The organism is Bradyrhizobium sp. USDA 4538 (assembly GCF_024171045.1).
Taxonomy (GTDB): Bacteria; Pseudomonadota; Alphaproteobacteria; order Rhizobiales; family Xanthobacteraceae; genus Bradyrhizobium; species Bradyrhizobium australafricanum.
Genome location: NZ_JALJZE010000001.1, coordinates 243865 through 260217, shown reverse-complemented (window position 1 = coordinate 260217; position 16353 = coordinate 243865). Strand labels below are relative to the sequence as shown.

16 protein-coding genes and 1 riboswitch are annotated in these 16353 nt (G+C 67.5%); of the genes, 13 read left to right on the top strand and 3 right to left on the bottom strand.

The genetic code is table 11. The features are described from left to right. Positions 1-28: 28 nt before the first annotated feature. Together J2R78_RS01095 and cobO are read right to left on the bottom strand one after the other, a co-directional pair. Entirely contained in the window at positions 29-1477 is a 1449-nt protein-coding gene (locus J2R78_RS01095; protein WP_253609416.1) for a cobyric acid synthase, read from the bottom strand. Positions 1478-1488: 11 nt separating this feature from the next. Then, the gene (gene cobO, locus J2R78_RS01090; protein WP_168857103.1) at positions 1489-2142 is read right to left on the bottom strand and encodes a cob(I)yrinic acid a,c-diamide adenosyltransferase; all 654 of its coding nucleotides are present in this window, start codon (positions 2140-2142) and stop codon (positions 1489-1491) included. A 36-nt stretch (positions 2143-2178) separates the two neighbouring features. Further along, positions 2179-2391, top strand: a riboswitch (cobalamin riboswitch). A 93-nt stretch (positions 2392-2484) separates the two neighbouring features. Here cobO and J2R78_RS01085 point away from each other — a divergent pair. From J2R78_RS01085 to cobJ, 7 genes are read left to right on the top strand one after another with little or no spacing between them, the layout of a single operon-like run. Then, the gene (locus tag J2R78_RS01085; protein ID WP_253609415.1) at positions 2485-2859 is read left to right on the top strand and encodes a DUF1636 domain-containing protein; all 375 of its coding nucleotides are present in this window, start codon (positions 2485-2487) and stop codon (positions 2857-2859) included. Continuing rightward, complete coding sequence (gene cobW, locus J2R78_RS01080; protein WP_253609414.1) at positions 2856-3890, top strand: cobalamin biosynthesis protein CobW; 1035 nt, start codon at positions 2856-2858, stop codon at positions 3888-3890. Before J2R78_RS01085 ends, cobW begins: the two co-directional genes overlap by 4 nt. Continuing rightward, entirely contained in the window at positions 3890-7138 is a 3249-nt protein-coding gene (gene cobN, locus J2R78_RS01075) for a cobaltochelatase subunit CobN (RefSeq protein WP_253609413.1), read from the top strand. The genes cobW and cobN overlap by 1 nt, the downstream gene beginning before the upstream one ends. After that, entirely contained in the window at positions 7135-8298 is a 1164-nt protein-coding gene (gene cobG, locus J2R78_RS01070) for a precorrin-3B synthase (protein ID WP_253609412.1), read from the top strand. Before cobN ends, cobG begins: the two co-directional genes overlap by 4 nt. Further along, entirely contained in the window at positions 8298-8927 is a 630-nt protein-coding gene (locus tag J2R78_RS01065; protein ID WP_253609411.1) for a precorrin-8X methylmutase, read from the top strand. The genes cobG and J2R78_RS01065 overlap by 1 nt, the downstream gene beginning before the upstream one ends. Before the next feature lie 2 nt (positions 8928-8929). Further along, positions 8930-9661 carry a precorrin-2 C(20)-methyltransferase gene (locus J2R78_RS01060; RefSeq protein ID WP_253609410.1) on the top strand — a complete coding sequence of 244 codons (732 nt, stop codon included), beginning with the start codon at positions 8930-8932 and terminating at the stop codon, positions 9659-9661. Further along, a complete protein-coding gene (gene cobJ / locus J2R78_RS01055; protein ID WP_168857099.1) occupies positions 9658-10392 on the top strand; it encodes a precorrin-3B C(17)-methyltransferase in 735 nt (244 codons plus the stop codon). Before J2R78_RS01060 ends, cobJ begins: the two co-directional genes overlap by 4 nt. Here the strand turns inward: cobJ and J2R78_RS01050 are convergent. Further along, entirely contained in the window at positions 10368-11117 is a 750-nt protein-coding gene (locus tag J2R78_RS01050) for a cobalt-precorrin-6A reductase (protein ID WP_253609409.1), read from the bottom strand. The genes cobJ and J2R78_RS01050 overlap by 25 nt on opposite strands. On the opposite strand from J2R78_RS01050, the gene cbiE reads away from it, so the two are divergent. Genes cbiE through cobF form a run of 6 tightly spaced genes read left to right on the top strand, consistent with a single transcriptional unit; the run spans position 11116 to position 16233 of the window. After that, positions 11116-12297 carry a precorrin-6y C5,15-methyltransferase (decarboxylating) subunit CbiE gene (gene cbiE, locus J2R78_RS01045; RefSeq protein WP_253609408.1) on the top strand — a complete coding sequence of 394 codons (1182 nt, stop codon included), beginning with the start codon at positions 11116-11118 and terminating at the stop codon, positions 12295-12297. The two genes, J2R78_RS01050 and cbiE, sit on opposite strands and share 2 nt — an antisense overlap. After that, positions 12294-12662 carry a cobalamin biosynthesis protein gene (locus J2R78_RS01040; protein WP_176936762.1) on the top strand — a complete coding sequence of 123 codons (369 nt, stop codon included), beginning with the start codon at positions 12294-12296 and terminating at the stop codon, positions 12660-12662. The genes cbiE and J2R78_RS01040 overlap by 4 nt, the downstream gene beginning before the upstream one ends. Continuing rightward, positions 12659-13444: a precorrin-4 C(11)-methyltransferase gene (gene cobM, locus J2R78_RS01035; RefSeq protein ID WP_253609407.1), complete on the top strand. Its 786-nt coding sequence runs from the start codon at positions 12659-12661 to the stop codon at positions 13442-13444. The genes J2R78_RS01040 and cobM overlap by 4 nt, the downstream gene beginning before the upstream one ends. Then, positions 13441-14751 (top strand): cobyrinate a,c-diamide synthase, encoded by a 1311-nt coding sequence (locus J2R78_RS01030; protein ID WP_253609406.1) that lies wholly within the window; start codon positions 13441-13443, stop codon positions 14749-14751. The genes cobM and J2R78_RS01030 overlap by 4 nt, the downstream gene beginning before the upstream one ends. Next, positions 14748-15476, top strand: a complete 729-nt coding sequence (gene cobA, locus J2R78_RS01025) for a uroporphyrinogen-III C-methyltransferase (protein ID WP_253609405.1) — start codon at positions 14748-14750, stop codon at positions 15474-15476. Before J2R78_RS01030 ends, cobA begins: the two co-directional genes overlap by 4 nt. A 7-nt stretch (positions 15477-15483) precedes the next feature. Further along, positions 15484-16233, top strand: coding sequence for a precorrin-6A synthase (deacetylating) (cobF, locus tag J2R78_RS01020; protein ID WP_253609404.1), 750 nt, complete (start codon positions 15484-15486; stop codon positions 16231-16233). Positions 16234-16353 lie beyond the last annotated feature (120 nt).

Here is a 16353-nt window from a genome sequence, read left to right as displayed (position 1 = left end):
GGGCGAGGTGAGAAGGAATCATCTCGCTTTAACGCGCCAGCGCGAGCAGGCCTTCGACATCGAGATGGGTCTCGATGTGCTCGGCAAGCGCGTCGAGTGCGCTCTCGACCCTGGCGCCGTAGGGCTGATCAGCCGCCGCGATGTCGAGTTGTGCAAGGAACGCCTTGCGGAAATCGTCCGAGGCGAACAGGCCGTGCAGATAGCTGCCGTGAACGCGCCCATCTGCGGAGACAGCGCCCTCAGCCGTACCGTCGAGTGATGCAAAGGGCCGCGCGCGATCCGGGCCGTCGGTGCGCCCGATATGGATTTCATAGGCGTTGATCGGCTGGCTGGTCGCGGCATGCACCGCGCTGGCGCGCGTCAGCGTCTTCTGTTCGGTCATGGTGGTTGCGACATCGAGCAGCCCGAGGCCGCGTGTTTCGCCGGCGGGCCCCTCGATCCCTTCAGGGTCGGCGACGGTCTGACCAAGCATCTGATATCCGCCGCACAGGCCGAGGACATGGCCGCCGCGGCGATGATGTGCCAAGAGATCGATGTCCCAGCCCTGCGCGCGCAGGAAGGCGAGATCGCCGCGGGTCGATTTCGAGCCGGGCAGGATGACGAGCTTCGCATCACCTGGGATGGCTTCGCCCGGACGTACCATCACGAGATCGACGCCGGGCTCCAGCTTCAGCGGATCGAGGTCGTCGAAATTGGCGATCCGCGACAGCGCAAGGAACGCGATCTTGCACTGGCCCGGCTTGCGCGCCTCGCCGAGCCCGAGCGCATCTTCGGCCGGAAGTTCGCCGGCGCGGACGAACCAGGGCAGCACGCCAAATCCGCGCCAGGCGGTGCGCTCTTCGATCAAGCGATAGCCGTCATCGAACAATGTCGGATCGCCGCGGAATTTGTTGATGATAAAGCCCTGGATCATCGCGGCATCATCAGGGTCGATCACCGTCTTGATGCCGACGAGCTGCGCGATCACGCCGCCGCGGTCGATGTCGCCGACCAGCACCACGGGCACGTCTGCTTTGCGCGCAAAACCCATATTGGCGATATCGGCTTTGCGTAAGTTGACCTCGGCGGGGCTGCCGGCGCCCTCGACCAGCACCAGATCGGCGCGCTGCTTCAGGCGCGCAAAACTCTCCAGCACCGCGCCCATCAGCGATGGTTTCATGCCGGCATATTCGCGCGCGCGTGCGGTGGCGATCCGTTTGCCGTGCACGATGATCTGGGCGCCGACATCGGTCTCGGGCTTGAGCAGCACCGGGTTCATGTCGGTGTGCGGCTCGACGCCGGCGGCGAGCGCCTGCAATGCCTGCGCGCGTCCGATCTCGCCGCCATCGACGGTCACGGCGGCGTTGTTCGACATGTTCTGCGGCTTGAACGGCAGCACGCGCAGGCCGCGCCGTCGGGCGGCGCGGGCGAGGCCGGCGACGATGAGCGATTTGCCCACGTCCGAGCCGGCTCCCTGGATCATCAATGCGCGCGCCATCGTGATGCCCGTCAGAACTCGACGCCCGGCTGGGCCTTGATGCCGGAGCGGAACGGATGCTTTACCAGCGTCATCTCGGTGACCAGATCGGCAATCTCGATCAGCTCCTCCTTGGCGTTGCGCCCGGTGAGCACGACATGGGTCATCGGCGGCTTCGACGTGGTCAGGAAGTCGACGACATCGGCGATCGCAAGGTAATCGTAGCGTAGCGCGATGTTGATCTCGTCGAGCACGACCATGCGCAGGCTCGGGTCCGCGATCAGCTGCCTGGCCTTTTCCCAGCCGGCTTGCGCTGCCGCGATGTCGCGGGCGCGATCCTGCGTCTCCCAGGTAAAGCCTTCGCCCATGGCGTGAAATTGACAGAGATCGCCGAAATGCCCGGTGAGCAGGCGGCGCTCGCCGGTATCCCAGGCGCCCTTGATGAACTGCACCACGGCGCAGGGAAAGCCGTGAGCCACACAGCGCACGATCATGCCGAACGCGGAGGACGATTTTCCTTTGCCGGCGCCGGTATGAACGATGATCAGGCCCTTTTCACCGCTCTTGGTCGCCATGATGCGGTCGCGGGCGGCCTTCTTTTTCGCCATCTTGTCCGCGTGGCGCGCATCCGGCGAAAGATCGGTGCCGACGGCGCCGTCTTCAGCGTCCTTTCCATCAGAAGTCATCACATTCCTTCGGCTTGACAAGTGCGAGGCTTGGACGAATGGTGGTCCTGCGTTGGTTCCTGTCCTACGACAGGCGAAGAGGGAATGCGATAGGGCTCCGCTAAATCGGGCCCGAAGCGCAGCCGCCCCCGCGACCGTGACCGGAGAGATGCCCAAGCCACTGATTCCATACGGAGTCGGGAAGGTGGGCATCGAAGGGTAAAACCTGCTCCGCAAGCCGGGAGACCTGCCAACGCAGCATGTTGTGAAACCGGCGGACGGGGTGTTCCGCGACGGGGAACGAACCTGTCCAAAATCGGTTCGTGTGCCTCATCGCTTCCCGCTGTCAATCCAGGAAGGGCGATGAGCGTCACACTTCATGTCTGCATCACCTGCCGCGCCGGCCAGACGTCGGCGGAAGGTGAACTCGCGCCCGGTGCACGCCTGCATGCCGCGCTTGTCGAGGCCGGCGTGCCCGATGACGTCAATCTGGTTCCCGTCGCATGCCTGTCGGCCTGCAGCCAGGGCTGCTCGGTCGCGCTCAGCGCGCCGGGGCGCTGGTCCTATGTCTACGGCCGACTGTCCGCTGATAATGCCGCGGATGTGATCGCCGGTGCCTCCGCCTATGCGGCGGCGCCCGACGGCATCGTGCCGTGGCGCAGCCGTCCGGAAATCTTCCGCAAGCAATCGCTCGCCCGCATTCCACCTCTTCCCGTCGTGCCGGAGGCCGCAGAATGACCACGCTCGCCAAAATTCCGGTCACCGTCGTGACCGGCTTTCTCGGCTCCGGCAAGACGACGCTGATCCAGCATCTGATCCGCAATGCCAACGGCAAGAAGCTCGCGGTGCTGGTCAACGAATTCGGCAGCGAAGGCGTCGACGGCGACATCCTGAAGTCGTGCGCCGACGCCAATTGTCCGGCCGAGAACATCGTCGAGCTCGCCAATGGCTGCATCTGCTGCACCGTCGCCGACGATTTCATCCCGGCGATGGAGCAGTTGCTGGCGCGGAACGTGAAGCCCGATCACATCGTGATCGAGACCTCGGGGCTCGCCCTGCCGAAGCCGCTGCTGAAAGCGTTCGACTGGCCGGAGATCCGTTCGCGGATCACGGTCGACGGCGTGATCGCGCTCGCCGACGCCGAGGCCGTCGCCGCCGGCCGTTTTGCGCCTGATCCGGCCGCGGTGGATGCGCAGCGTGCAGCGGACGACAATCTCGACCACGAGACGCCGCTGTCGGAAGTGTTCGAGGACCAGATCGCCTGTGCCGATATCGTGCTGCTGACCAAGGCGGATCTCGCCGGGGCGGAGGGGATCAAGGCAGCGAAAGCGGTGATCGCGGCCGAGATGCCGCGCGAGGTGCCGATGTTGCCCGTCGTCGACGGCACGATCGACGCGCGCGTGATCCTCGGGCTCGGGGCGGCGGCGGAAAGCGATCTCGCGGCGCGGCCGTCGCATCACGATGGCGAGGAGGAACACGAGCACGACGATTTCAATTCCGTCGTGATCGATCTTCCGGAAGTTTCGGATGTCGACGCGCTGGTCGCCTCGATCAAGGGGCTGGCGCGCGAGCAGAACGTGCTGCGCGCCAAGGGCTACATCGCGGTCGAAGGCAAGCCGATGCGGCTGTTGGTGCAATCGGTCGGCGAGCGGGTGCGGCATCAGTTCGACATGCCCTGGGGTGCCCGGGCGCGGCAGTCGAAGCTCGTCGTGATCGGCGAACATGCCGACATCGATGAAGCCGCGATCAGGGCACGGCTTGGTGTCTGATGCACGTCGTCTTCCGCGAGAGCCGCGGCCTTGAGGAGACCGCGACGCCAAGGGACCTCGGCCAGGATCCGGCCGATCTCGTGGTGTTGTCGTTTTCCGACAGCGATCTTGCTGCCTTCGCGGCCGGCTGGCGGCGCGGCCGTGCTGCGCTGCCGTCGCTGCGGCTCGCCAATCTCGCGGAGCTGCGCCATCCGCTGTCGGTCGATACCTATATCGAGCGGACGCTCTCGCACGCCCGCGGCATTCTGGTGCGGCTGATCGGCGGCGAGCCCTATTGGTCATACGGGCTGGCCGCGGTGCATCGGCTGGCGAAGGAGCGCGGCATCGCCCTGGTCGTGCTGCCGGCCGATGGCCGCGACGATCAGCGGCTGGATGAATTCTCGACCTTGCCGGTCTCGACGCTGCGCCGTCTGAAGGTGTTGTGCGACAAGGGCGGCCCGGTTGCCGCTCAGGCCGTGATCGCGCAACTGGCGCTGGCGTCCGGACTCTATGCCGGGCCGGTGGTCGGCGAGATCGATCTTCCCGAGATCGGCGTCTACGATCCCCGGCGCGGAGCCATCGCGGCGTTGCCGGCACCGGATGGCCGGCCGCGCGTGCTGGTTACGTTTTATCGTTCTTATCTCGCGGCCGGCGACACGGCACCGGTCGATGCATTGATCGATGCATTGCGTGAGCGGGGCTTTGATGCTCATGGCGTGTTCGTCACTTCATTGAAGGCGGCGGGCGTGGCCGATTGGCTGCGCGTTCAGTTCGCGCAATGCGCTCCAGCGGCGATCGTCAATGCGACCGCGTTTTCCGCGGCCGGTGACGACGGCACGACGCCCTTCGACGCCGCATCATGCCCGGTGTTCCAGGTCGCGCTGTCGACCGCGCGGCGCGAGGATTGGGCCTTGTCGCTTCGCGGCCTGTCGCCGGGCGATCTCGCGATGCATGTGGTGCTGCCGGAGGTCGACGGCCGCCTGTTCACAGGGGTCGTGAGCTTCAAATCGCCTGGTGAGCGCGATCCCGAGCTGCAATTCGCGCATCTTGCGCATCGACCGGATGCCGAGCGCGTCGCTGCAATTGCCGCACGCGTGGCCGCTTGGCATCGGCTTGCCGGCAAGCCGGCACAGGAGAAGCGGCTCGCGCTGGTGCTCTCGAACTATCCCGGCCGCCCGCATCAGATCGCGCATGCCGTCGGCCTCGATGCGCTGGCTTCAGTCGAGGCGTTGCTGACCGATCTCGCGGCTGCGGGATTTGACCTTGAGCCGGTGCGGTCGCTAGGCGACATTCTTTTGCGGAGGACTTTGACGTGGAACGTCGCCGACTATCGCGCGGCGCTTTCCGGCCTTCCCGAACTGCTGCAGGACGATCTCAGCCGCGCATGGGGCGCGCCGGAGGATGATCGGGATTGCCGTGACGGCGCATTTCATTTCGCTGCGATCTGTTGCGGCAAATCGGTCATTGCCGTTCAGCCGGAGCGCGGTGAGGTAGGGCAGCGCGACGCCGACTATCACGATCTCTCACGCACGCCGCGCCATGCCTATGTCGCGTTCTATCTGTGGCTCAGGCAGCAGGCCATCGATGCCGTCGTCCACATCGGCGCGCATGGAACGCTGGAATGGCTGCCCGGCAAGTCGGTTGCGCTGTCGCCCGCATGCTGGCCGGAGGCGCTGATCGGCGATCTGCCTGTTGTCTATCCCTTCATCGTCAACGATCCCGGCGAGGCGGCGCAGGCCAAGCGCCGGATCGGTGCCGTGACGATCGGCCATCTGCCGCCGCCGCTCGCGAAGGCCGCGGTGCCGGAAGGCTTGCGCAATCTCGAGCGCTTGCTCGATGAGTATTCGACCGCCGACGGTCTCGATCCGGCGCGGCGGCAGCGCCTGATCGCCGCGATCCGCGACGAAGCGCGCATCGCCGGGCTGGAGGACGATCTCGGTCTCGCCGCGTCGGTCTCCGCGGCCGAGGCCATTCCGCAGATCGATCGTTTCGTCTGCGACCTCAAGGAAAGCCAATTCGGCGACGGCTTGCATGTGTTCGGGCAGGGCGCTTGCGGTGAGGCGGAGAGGGCGGCGCTGCGCGATGCGCTCGCGGGGCGGCGCGTGGCGCCGGGGCCGTCGGGCTCGCCCTATCGCGGACGCCGCGACGTGCTGCCGACCGGACGTAATCTGTTTGCGGTCGATCCGCGCGCGGTGCCGACGCCGTCGGCGCATGCCCAAGGCGTGAAACTCGCCGAGGAGCTGTTGCGGCGTCATTTGCAGGATCACGGCGACTGGCCGAAGGGACTCGTGGTCGACCTCTGGGGCTCCTCGACGATGCGCACCGCCGGCGAGGACTTTGCGATGGCCCTGCACCTCGCCGGCATCGCGCCGCGCTGGGATCATGGATCGGGGCGGGTGTCGGGCTACGACATCATCGCGCCGGCGGAGCTCGGCCGGCCGCGCATCGACGTCACGTTGCGGGTGTCGGGGCTGTTCCGCGACGTCTTCTCAGGGCTGGCCCAGTTGTTCGAAGCCGCAGCGGAGGCGTTGTCCGAACGCAGCGACGAGGCGGACGAGAATCCTTACCGGCAGCGCATCGCGCGCGTGTTCGGTCCTCGCCCCGGACATTATGGCGTTGGCATTGCGTCGCTGTCGGATGTCTTCACCGAGGAGGCGCGCGAGGCGGCCGGCGAAGCCTGGCTGTCGGCATCGTCGTGGGCTCTCGCATCCGACGGCGAGATGCGGCCCGATCGCGCCGGCATCGAGGCGCGGCTCGCGGCTGCGGACAGTTTTGTTCACACTCAGGATCTGCCGGAGACCGATCTGCTGCTGGCGGCGGACTATGCCGCGCACGAGGCGGGCATCGCGGCGGCCGCCCGGCGCCTTGGCACAAAAGTTCCGTCGCTCTATCACCTCGATGCGACGCGGCCGGATCAGCCGCATGCCCGCGCGTTGACCGAGGAAATTTCACGGGTGGTGCGGGTGCGTGCCGCCAACCCTGCCTGGATCGCGGGCATGATGCGCCATGGCTTCCGTGGTGCCGCCGAGATATCGGCGACGCTGGAGCACATGGCGGCGTTCGCCCATCTTGCCGGCGCGGTGCCGCCGCATCTGTTCGATCTCTACTACGATGCGACGCTCGGCAATGACGAGGTTCGCGGCTTCATGGCGCGCGAGAACGCGGCGGCGCTGGCTGCGATCGAAACCTGCTTCATGAGATTGCATGAAGCCTCGCTCTGGCAGACGCGGCGCAATTCGATTGCGGCTGCGCTGCAGGAGGCCTCATGAGTGCGGTTGCGGTCAAGGGCTGGTGTCCAGGCGCGCTGCGGCCGATGCTATCAGGCGATGGCCTCGTGGTGCGCATTCGCCCGCGCGGCGGACGGTTGGACGCGGCGCAGGCAGCGGGAATCGCCAGGCTGGCGGCGCGATACGGCAACGGCCTGATCGACCTGACCAGCCGCGCCAATCTCCAGATCCGCGGCGTCAGCGATGAAGCTTATCCGCCCCTGGTCGATGGGCTCGCTGAGCTCGGGTTGCTGGACGCGGGCGCGGACATCGAGGCGCAGCGCAACATTCTGGTGACGCCGTTCTGGACTGCCGCCGACGAGACGCGCTCGCTTGCGACCGAGCTTGAGCAGGGGCTTGCCGGTGCCTCGCTTGATCTTCCAACCAAGTTCGGCTTCGCAATCGATGATGGCGATGCGCGGATGCTGGCGCGCGCGTCCGCCGACGTCAGGATCGAGCGCGATCGCAACGGCGGACTGCTGGTACGTGCCGATGGCGCACAGTGCGGGCTTTCGGTCACGCGGAGCGAGGCTGTGCGGACGGCGTTGGCGCTGGCCGAGTGGTTCGTCGCCGCCGGCGGAACCAAGGGTGAGAAACGGCGGATGGCGGCTCATCTGGCGGGCGGCGCGAGCGTTCCCGAGACACTTCGCGGCGATGCCGAGCCCGTGGCCCGATCGGCGGCCCCTGCGCCTGGCCTCTATCCGGCGGGCGCGATGGTCGGCGTCGCCTTCGGGCAGATGCCGCACCAGACGCTCAACGATCTCGCCGGTTGCGCGCAGGCTCTCCGCATGACGCCGTGGCGGATGATGCTGGTGGAGGGGATGCGCGAGATGCCGGGTGGGGCGGACCTCGTGACTGATGCCGGCGATCCGAGGCTGCGCGTGGTCACCTGCAGCGGCGCACCGCGCTGCGGCGATGCGCATGCGGATACGCGTATGCTGGCGTCGGCGCTCGCGCGGCATATCCCACCTGATGCGCGGCTTCACGTCTCCGGCTGCGCCAAGGGCTGTGCCCATTCCGGTTCTGCGGATGTTACCCTCGTTGCGACAGACAACGGCTTTGATCTGATCTGCCGCGGCACGACGCGGGATGCGCCGGTCACCCGAGGGTTGAGCAGTTCGTACCTCGTCGCAAATCCCTCCGTGCTGACGGGAGGCCGCTGATGCCGCACGTCTACGAGACCGACGGCGCAGCGATCTATCGCCAGTCCTTTGCCACCATCCGCTCCGAGGCCGACCTTGCCCGCTTCACGCCAGACGAAGAGCCGGTGGTCGTGCGCATGATCCATGCCGCCGGCATGGTAGGCCTGGAAGCGCATGTGCGCTTCACATCGGGCATGGCTGCGCGCGCGCGAGCCGCCCTGCAGGAGGGCGCGCCAATCCTCTGCGACGCGCGCATGGTGTCGGAGGGAATTACGCGCGCGCGGCTGCCGGCCGGCAATGCCGTGATCTGCACGCTCGGTGATGTCAAGGTACCTGCGCTCGCGCAATCGATGCGCAACACGCGCTCCGCGGCGGCGCTCGAGCTGTGGCGGCCGCATCTGGGCGGCGCCATCGTCGCGATCGGCAATGCGCCGACGGCGCTGTTCCATCTGCTCAACATGCTGGAGGATCCCGATTGCCCACGGCCGGCGGCGATCATCGGCTGTCCGGTCGGCTTTGTCGGCGCGGCGGAATCCAAGGCGGCATTGATGGCTGAGCCGCCCGCGCCGGCGCTGACGGTCGAGGGACGGCTCGGTGGTTCGGCGATCACGGTTGCCGCCGTCAATGCGCTGGCGAGCCGGAGCGAATAGCGATGGGACGCATCATCTGCTGCGGCCTCGGCCCAGGCGATCCGGACCTGATGAGCGTGCGTGCCGACCGCGTTGTGCGTGCCGCGAAGCACGTCGCCTATTTTCGCAAGAAGGGCCAGCCGGGGCAGGCACGCCGCATTGTCGAAGGCTTGCTCGCCGCAGACGTCAGCGAATATCCGATGGAATATCCGGTCACCACGGAAATCGCGTTCGACAGTCCGGACTATGCGCGCCTGCTGGCCGACTTCTATGACGAATGGGCCGAGCGCCTGGCGCGATTTGCGCGCGCGATCGACATCGTCGTGCTCTGCGAGGGCGATCCCTATTTCTATGGTTCGTTCATGCATCTGCATGCGCGGCTGCAGGGGCGTGTCGAGATCGAGGTGATCGCCGGCATTCCCGGCATGGTCGGCTGCTGGAATTCGGTGGGGCAGCCGATTGCGCTGGCCGACGATGTGACGACCGTTCTGATGGGGACGCTGCCGGAGGCGGAGCTCGCCGAGCGGATGCGCAGCTCCGACGCGCTGGTCGTGATGAAGACCGGTCGCAATCTTCCGAAGATTCGCCGCGCGCTGGCGTTCGCGGGGCGCCTCGATGATGCGTGGCTGGTCGAACGCGGCACCATGCCGGATCAGCGCGTCGCACGGCTTGCAGATGTCGGCGAGGCCGATTGTCCCTATTTTGCGATCGTGCTGGTGCACGGGCAGGGGCGGCGCAGGGAGGTCGCGCAATGACCGGCACGCTGACCATCGCGGGGCTCGGACCGGGCGCCGAGGCGCTGATCACGCCGGAGGTCGCTGCTGCGCTCGCGGCCGCGACCGACATCGTCGGCTATGCGCCCTATGTGACGCGCGTGCCGCCGCGCGCCGGGCTCACGCTGCATCCCTCGGACAATCGCGTGGAGTTGCAGCGCGCCGCTGACGCGCTGCGGCTCGCGTCGGAAGGAGGCCACGTCGTCGTGGTTTCCTCAGGCGATCCCGGCGTGTTTGCGATGGCATCGGCTGTGTTCGAAGCGCTGGAGGACGCGCCGCAATGGCACGACCTGCCGATTCGCGTTCTGCCCGGCGTGACGGCGATGCTGGCGGCGGCGGCAAGCGCCGGCGCGCCGCTCGGTCATGATTTCTGCGCGATCAATCTCTCCGACAATCTCAAGCCCTGGCCGCTGATCGAGAAACGCCTGCGGCTTGCGGCCGAAGCGGATTTCGCGATCGCGATGTACAATCCGCGCTCGGCCAGCCGGCCGGAAGGTTTTGGGCGCGCGCTCGAGATCTTGCGCGAGGCCGGCTGTGACGAGCGGATCGTGGTGTTCGCGCGCTCCGTCAGCACGCCCGAGCAGCGGATCGAGACGGTCGAACTGCGCGACGCAAGGCCAGACATGGCCGACATGCGGACGCTCGTGATCGTCGGCAATTCGGCGACACGGCGGGTCGGCCGCTGGGTCTATGCGCCGAGGCAGGTCCGATGACCGAGCCATTGCATCACCTCGCTCACGCTTTCCATCCGCGGCCTGTCGGGCAGCAGCGGCCGCGTGATCATGATAACGGGAAGGCCGAGCACGCGGGCGGCGTCGATTTTGGCGCGCGCGCCGGTTCCGCCGGAGTTGCGGGCGACGATCCACTCGATGCGACGTGCGCGCATCATCGCGAGTTCGCCCTCGAGCGTGAAGGGGCCGCGCGAGACGATGACGTCGGCATCGGGCAATGGCAGCGCTTGCTCGGGCGGGTCGACGAAACGCAACGTATAGGCATGCTGCGGCCGGTTGCCGAACGGCGCGATATGCTGGCGGCCGATCGCGAGGAACACGCTGGCGCGGCTGTCCGGCAAGGCCGCGGCTGCGGATACGACGTCCGCGACCTCGATCCAGCGATCACCGGAGGTTTTGTCCCAGGGCGCGCGTTCGAGCGCGAGCAGCGGCGTTGCGGTCTGCGCGCACGCCGCGATGGCGTTGCGGCTCATCTCGGCCGCGAAGGGATGCGTCGCATCGACCACATGCGTGATGGCTTCGCGTTGCAGATAGTCGGCAAGACCGCTGACGCCGCCGAAACCACCGCTGCGGACCGGCAATGGCTGGTCAGCCGGCGCACGGGTGCGGCCGCCATAGGAATAGACCGCGTCGATCCCCGCGCTTGCGATCGCAGCGGCGAGCAGATTGGCATCGGCCGTTCCGCCCAGGATCAGGGCGCGCATCATGGATAATCCCTGGTTGACCATCATCGGCATCGGCGAAGATGGCCTTGCCGGCCTCTCCGATGCAAGCCGAAAGGCGCTCCGTGAAGCCGAAACAGTTTTCGGCGGCGAACGGCACCTCGCGCTCGCCGGCATCGCCGACCGCGGCCGTGCCTGGCCGGTGCCGTTCGATGCGAACATCGTGCTGAGCTGTCGCGGCCGTCCGACGGTGGTGCTCGCGTCGGGCGATCCGTTCTGGCATGGCGTCGGCGGAAGCCTTGTCGAGAAGCTGCAGGCCGGCGAGTGGGTCGCGCACTCCTCGCCGTCGACGTTCTCACTGGCGGCGGCTCGTTTGGGCTGGCGTATCGAGAATGCTGTCTGTCTCGGTCTTCATGCCGCACCGTTTGAACGGTTGTTACCGCATCTCGTGCGCGATGCGCGGATCATCTGCCTGCTGCGTGACGGCAAGGCAGCTTCCGACCTTGCGCGCTGGCTGACGGAGCGTGGTTGGGGGGCGTCGGCAATATGGACGCTTGCGGCGCTTGGCGGACCGCGTGAATCTATCACGCAGCATCGCGCCGACTCGTATGCGGGTGATTCAGGCGAGAGCCTGGTCGCAGTCGCGCTGGAGGCGCGGGGAGCGCAGGGAATCGCAAGCAGCTCGGGTCTTGCCGATGCGCTCTTTGTGCATGACGGGCAACTGACAAAGCGGCCGGTCCGCGCGCTTGCGCTGTCGGCGCTTGCGCCGCGGCCCGGTGAGCGGCTGTGGGATGTCGGCGCGGGCTCGGGCTCGATCTCGATCGAATGGGCGCTGTGTGGAGGGACGGCGATCGCCGTCGAAGCCCGCACCGAACGCGCCGCCAACATCCGCAGCAATGCGGCGAGCTTCGGCTTGACGCATCGGATCACAGTCAGCGAGGGCGAGGCGCCCGGCGCTTTATCGGACCTCGCGGCGCCCGATGCGGTGTTCATCGGAGGCGGCCTCGACGCTGATATGTTCGATGCGATCTGGTCGCAGATCGCGCCGGGCACGCGGCTGGTCGCGCATGCGGTGACCCTGGAGACAGAGGCGCTGCTCTGCGATCTGCACCAGCGTCATGGCGGCGAGTTGATGCGGGTCGAGATCGCGCAGGCCGAGCCATTGGGCCGCTATCGCGGCTGGAAGGCCGCGCGGCCGATCGTGCAATGGAGCGCGCTCCGATGAAGGTCGCTGGTCTCGGATTCAGGCGCAATGCCAGTGTCGCGTCCTTGCGCGGCGCCCTCGACGCGGCCGGCGGTTCCGACGGCCTTGCGGCAATTGCAACGGTGAGTGACAAGGCCGATGCGGCGGCATTGAGGGACTTGGCGCGGGAATTGGGGCTGCCGGTCCGGAGCATTCCCGCCGGGGTCCTGGCTGAAATAAAGACTGCAACGCAATCCGAGTTCATCGAGGCGAGATTCGGAACGGGCTCGGTCGCCGAAGCTGCGGCGATCGCTGCAGCAGGGCGCGGTGCGCGCCTGATCTCGATCAGGACCGCGTCACCGGACCGGATGGCCGTTGCGGCGATCGCGGAAGGAGACGGCGAATGACGGTGCATTTCATCGGCGCAGGACCCGGCGCTGCCGATTTGCTGACCCTGCGCGGGCGCGATCTCATCGCCTCGTGCTCGGTTTGTCTTTATGCCGGATCGCTGGTGCCTGCAGGTGTGTTGGCGCATTGCCCGCCGGATACGCGCATCGTCAACACCGCGCCGCTCTCGCTCGACGAAATCATCGCCGAGATCGCTGCCGCGCATGCGGAGGGCAAGGACGTCGCGCGGCTGCATTCGGGCGATCTCTCGATCTGGTCGGCGATGGGCGAGCAGCTGCGCCGGCTGCGCGCGTTGCGGATTCCCTATTCGGTCACGCCGGGGGTGCCGGCCTTCTCGGCAGCCGCGGCGGCGCTGGAGGCCGAGCTCACGCTGCCGGGCCTTGCGCAATCGGTGGTGCTGACGCGCACGCCGGGCCGGGCGAGCGCGATGCCTGATGGCGAGACGCTCGCAGCCTTTGCCGCGACCGGCGCGGTGCTGGCGATCCATCTTTCGATCCATCTGCTCGACAAGGTCATCGCCGAGCTCACGCCGCACTACGGCGCGGATTGCCCGGTTGCGATCGTCTGGCGCGCGAGCTGGCCGGACCAGCGCATCGTGCGCGCCACGCTCGCGACGCTCGATACCGCCGTCGGCCCCGAGCTCGAACGCACTGCGCTCATTCTGGTCGGCAAGACGCTCGGCGCGGACGAATTCGCCGAGAGCCGTCTCTATGCAGCTGACTACGACCGTCGCTACCGTCCGGTCGGGGTGGCGCCGCGTTTTCCGGAATCATCGCAATGACCGCGGGGCTCGTCATCTCTGCGCCGGCATCCGGTGTCGGCAAGACGACGCTGACCCTGGCGTTGGCGCGCGCCTATCGCAATCGTGGTCTCAAGGTACAATGCCTCAAGAGCGGGCCTGATTACATCGATCCCGCCTTTCACGCGGTCGCCACGGGACGCCCGTCGGTCAACATCGATAGCTGGGCGATGGCGCGCGAAGCGATCGCGCATTTGGCAGGCCGCGGCGCGGACGCCGATCTCGTGCTGGCGGAAGGCTCGATGGGACTGTTCGACGGCGTCGCCGCGCGGGGCGTCTCGGGGACCGGCGCCACCGCCGACATCGCCGAGATGATGGAGTGGCCGGTGTTGCTGGTGATCGATCCCTCCGGTCAGGCGCAGACCGCGGCGGCGGTCGCGGCGGGATTGCGTGATTTTCGCGCCGGCGTTCGGCTTGCGGGCGTCGTCCTCAATCGCGTCGCGAGCGCGCGGCATGAAGCGCTGGTGCGCAATGCCATGGAAGGTGCGGGCATTCCGGTATTGGGATCGCTGCCGCGCCACGCCGAGATCGCCTTGCCGAAGCGTCACCTCGGCCTGGTACAGGCCGAAGAGCAGGCTCAAATCGACGGTCTGATTGACGAAGCCGCACGCTTCGTCGCCGAGCATGTCGATCTCGACGCCGTGCTGCGATCGGCGCGCGTCTGGTCGCCACAACCAGCCGTGCGTGGGCTGGACATCACGCCGCCCGGCCAGCGCATTGCGCTGGCGCGCGATGCCGCATTCTCGTTCGTCTATCCGCACATGCTGGAAGCCTGGCGCGCGGCCGGCGCTGAGATCGTGACGTTCTCGCCGCTTGCGGACGAAGGCCCCGACTCGGGCGCCGATGTGTGCTGGCTGCCCGGCGGCTATCCCGAGCTGCATGCCGGCCGACTTGCGGCCAACAGGCGATTTTTCGGGCGGCTCCGCGCCTTCGCCGCGACGCGGCCGGTGCACGGCGAATGCGGCGGCTACATGGTGCTGGGCGCCGCGCTGACCGACGCCGACGGCGTGCGCCACGAGATGGCGGGCCTGCTCGGCCTTGAGACGAGCTATGCCAAGCGCCGCATGCATCTGGGCTACCGGGTCGCCGAGCTTGCCGCACCGATGCCCGGCCACGGCCCATGCGCACGGCTGCGCGGCCACGAGTTTCACTATTCGACGATCATCGCGCAGCCCGACACGCCGCTCGCGGTGGTGCGTGATGCGACCGGTACGATCGTTGCGGAGACCGGATCGCGGCGCGGCTGTGCGACGGGTACATTCTTCCATCTGATTGCGGAGGACCGGTGAGCGGATTCGTTTCCTTCGTCTCGGCCGGTCCCGGCGATCCCGAACTCCTGACCATGAAGGGAGCGGCTCGGCTACGCGAGGCCGATGTGGTGCTCTATGACGATCTCGCCTCGGGCGCGATCCTCGATCTCGCGCGCTCCGGCGCCAATCTCGTCGCGGTCGGCAAGCGCGCCGGCCGCCTGTCGGCGAAGCAGCACCATGTCAGCCGGCTGCTGGTCGATTATGCCGCCGCCGGCGTGCGGGTGGTGCGGCTGAAATCCGGTGACGCCGGCATTTTTGGACGGCTCGAGGAGGAGATCGAAGCGCTGCGCGTGGCCGGCATCGGCTACGAGATCATTCCCGGCGTGACCTCGGCGTCGGTTGCCGCCGCGCAGGCCGGCATTCCGCTGACGCGCCGGTTGACCTCGCGCCGGGTCCAGTTCGTCACCGGCGCCGATGTGACAGGCGAATTGCCTGCGGACCTGAACTGGGCGGCGCTGGCCGATCCGGAAGCGACCACCGTCGTCTATATGGGGCGGCGGACCTTCCCGGCATTGGCCGCAAGGCTGATCGCGCACGGCCTCGCGCCCGACACTCCCGCACTGCTGGCGGAATCGCTCGGCCACGCCGACGAGCGGCTGCTTCGCACCACGATCGCAGCGCTGGCCGAACAGCTCACGCAGGCAGGCGCGGCCACGGCGGCTGCCGTTATCCTGTTCGGTGCGCTGGCGACGGAACGAGGGTGACGCGGCTATGTTGACGCTGTCTCTGATCGGCATCGGTTGTGGTGATCCCCGGCAGCTCACTTTCGCCGCGACCGCCGCGATCAATGCCGCCGACCTGATCCTGATCCCGCGCAAGGGGACGGCGAAGTCGGATCTCGCCGAGTTGCGTCGCACCATCTGCGCGGAAGCGTTGAGCAACGACCGCACACGCATTGCCGAGTTCGACCTGCCGGTGCGTGACGCCGGTGAGGAGGACTATCGCAAGGGCGTGGACGATTGGCACGATGCGATCGCCGCGACGTGGTCGAAGGAAATCGCGCGCCATCTCGGCGGGGAGGGACGCGTCGCCCTGCTGATCTGGGGCGATCCCTCGCTCTACGATTCGAGCCTGCGGATTGCGCGCCGGCTCGATCCGTTGCCATCGATCGAGGTGATCCCGGGCATCACGTCGATCCAGGCGCTGTGCGCGGCGCATGCGCTGCCGCTTAATGAGATCGGCGAGCCGTTCCTCGTCACGACCGGCCGGCGGCTGCGCGAGGGCGGCTGGCCGCCCGGCCTCGACACCGTGGTCGTGATGCTCGACGGCGGCGCCGCCTTCCAGACGCTGGATCCTGCCGGACTGCAAATCTGGTGGGGCGCCTATCTCGGCATGCCCGATCAGATCGTCATGGCGGGAGAACTGGCAGAGGTGGGTCCTCGCATCGTCGCCGCGCGACGCGAGGCGCGTGAGCGGCACGGCTGGATCATGGACAGCTATGTCCTGAAGCGGAGATCGTGATCCGGATTTTGCTCCGGCGGCATTCCATGCAGCGGGGCCGCTAGGTCTTCAACCCGCGAATCGAGGGTTGGATGGTCAGGCGGTAAGCGACAAGCTTGTCGCCATCGAACTGCTCGAGGG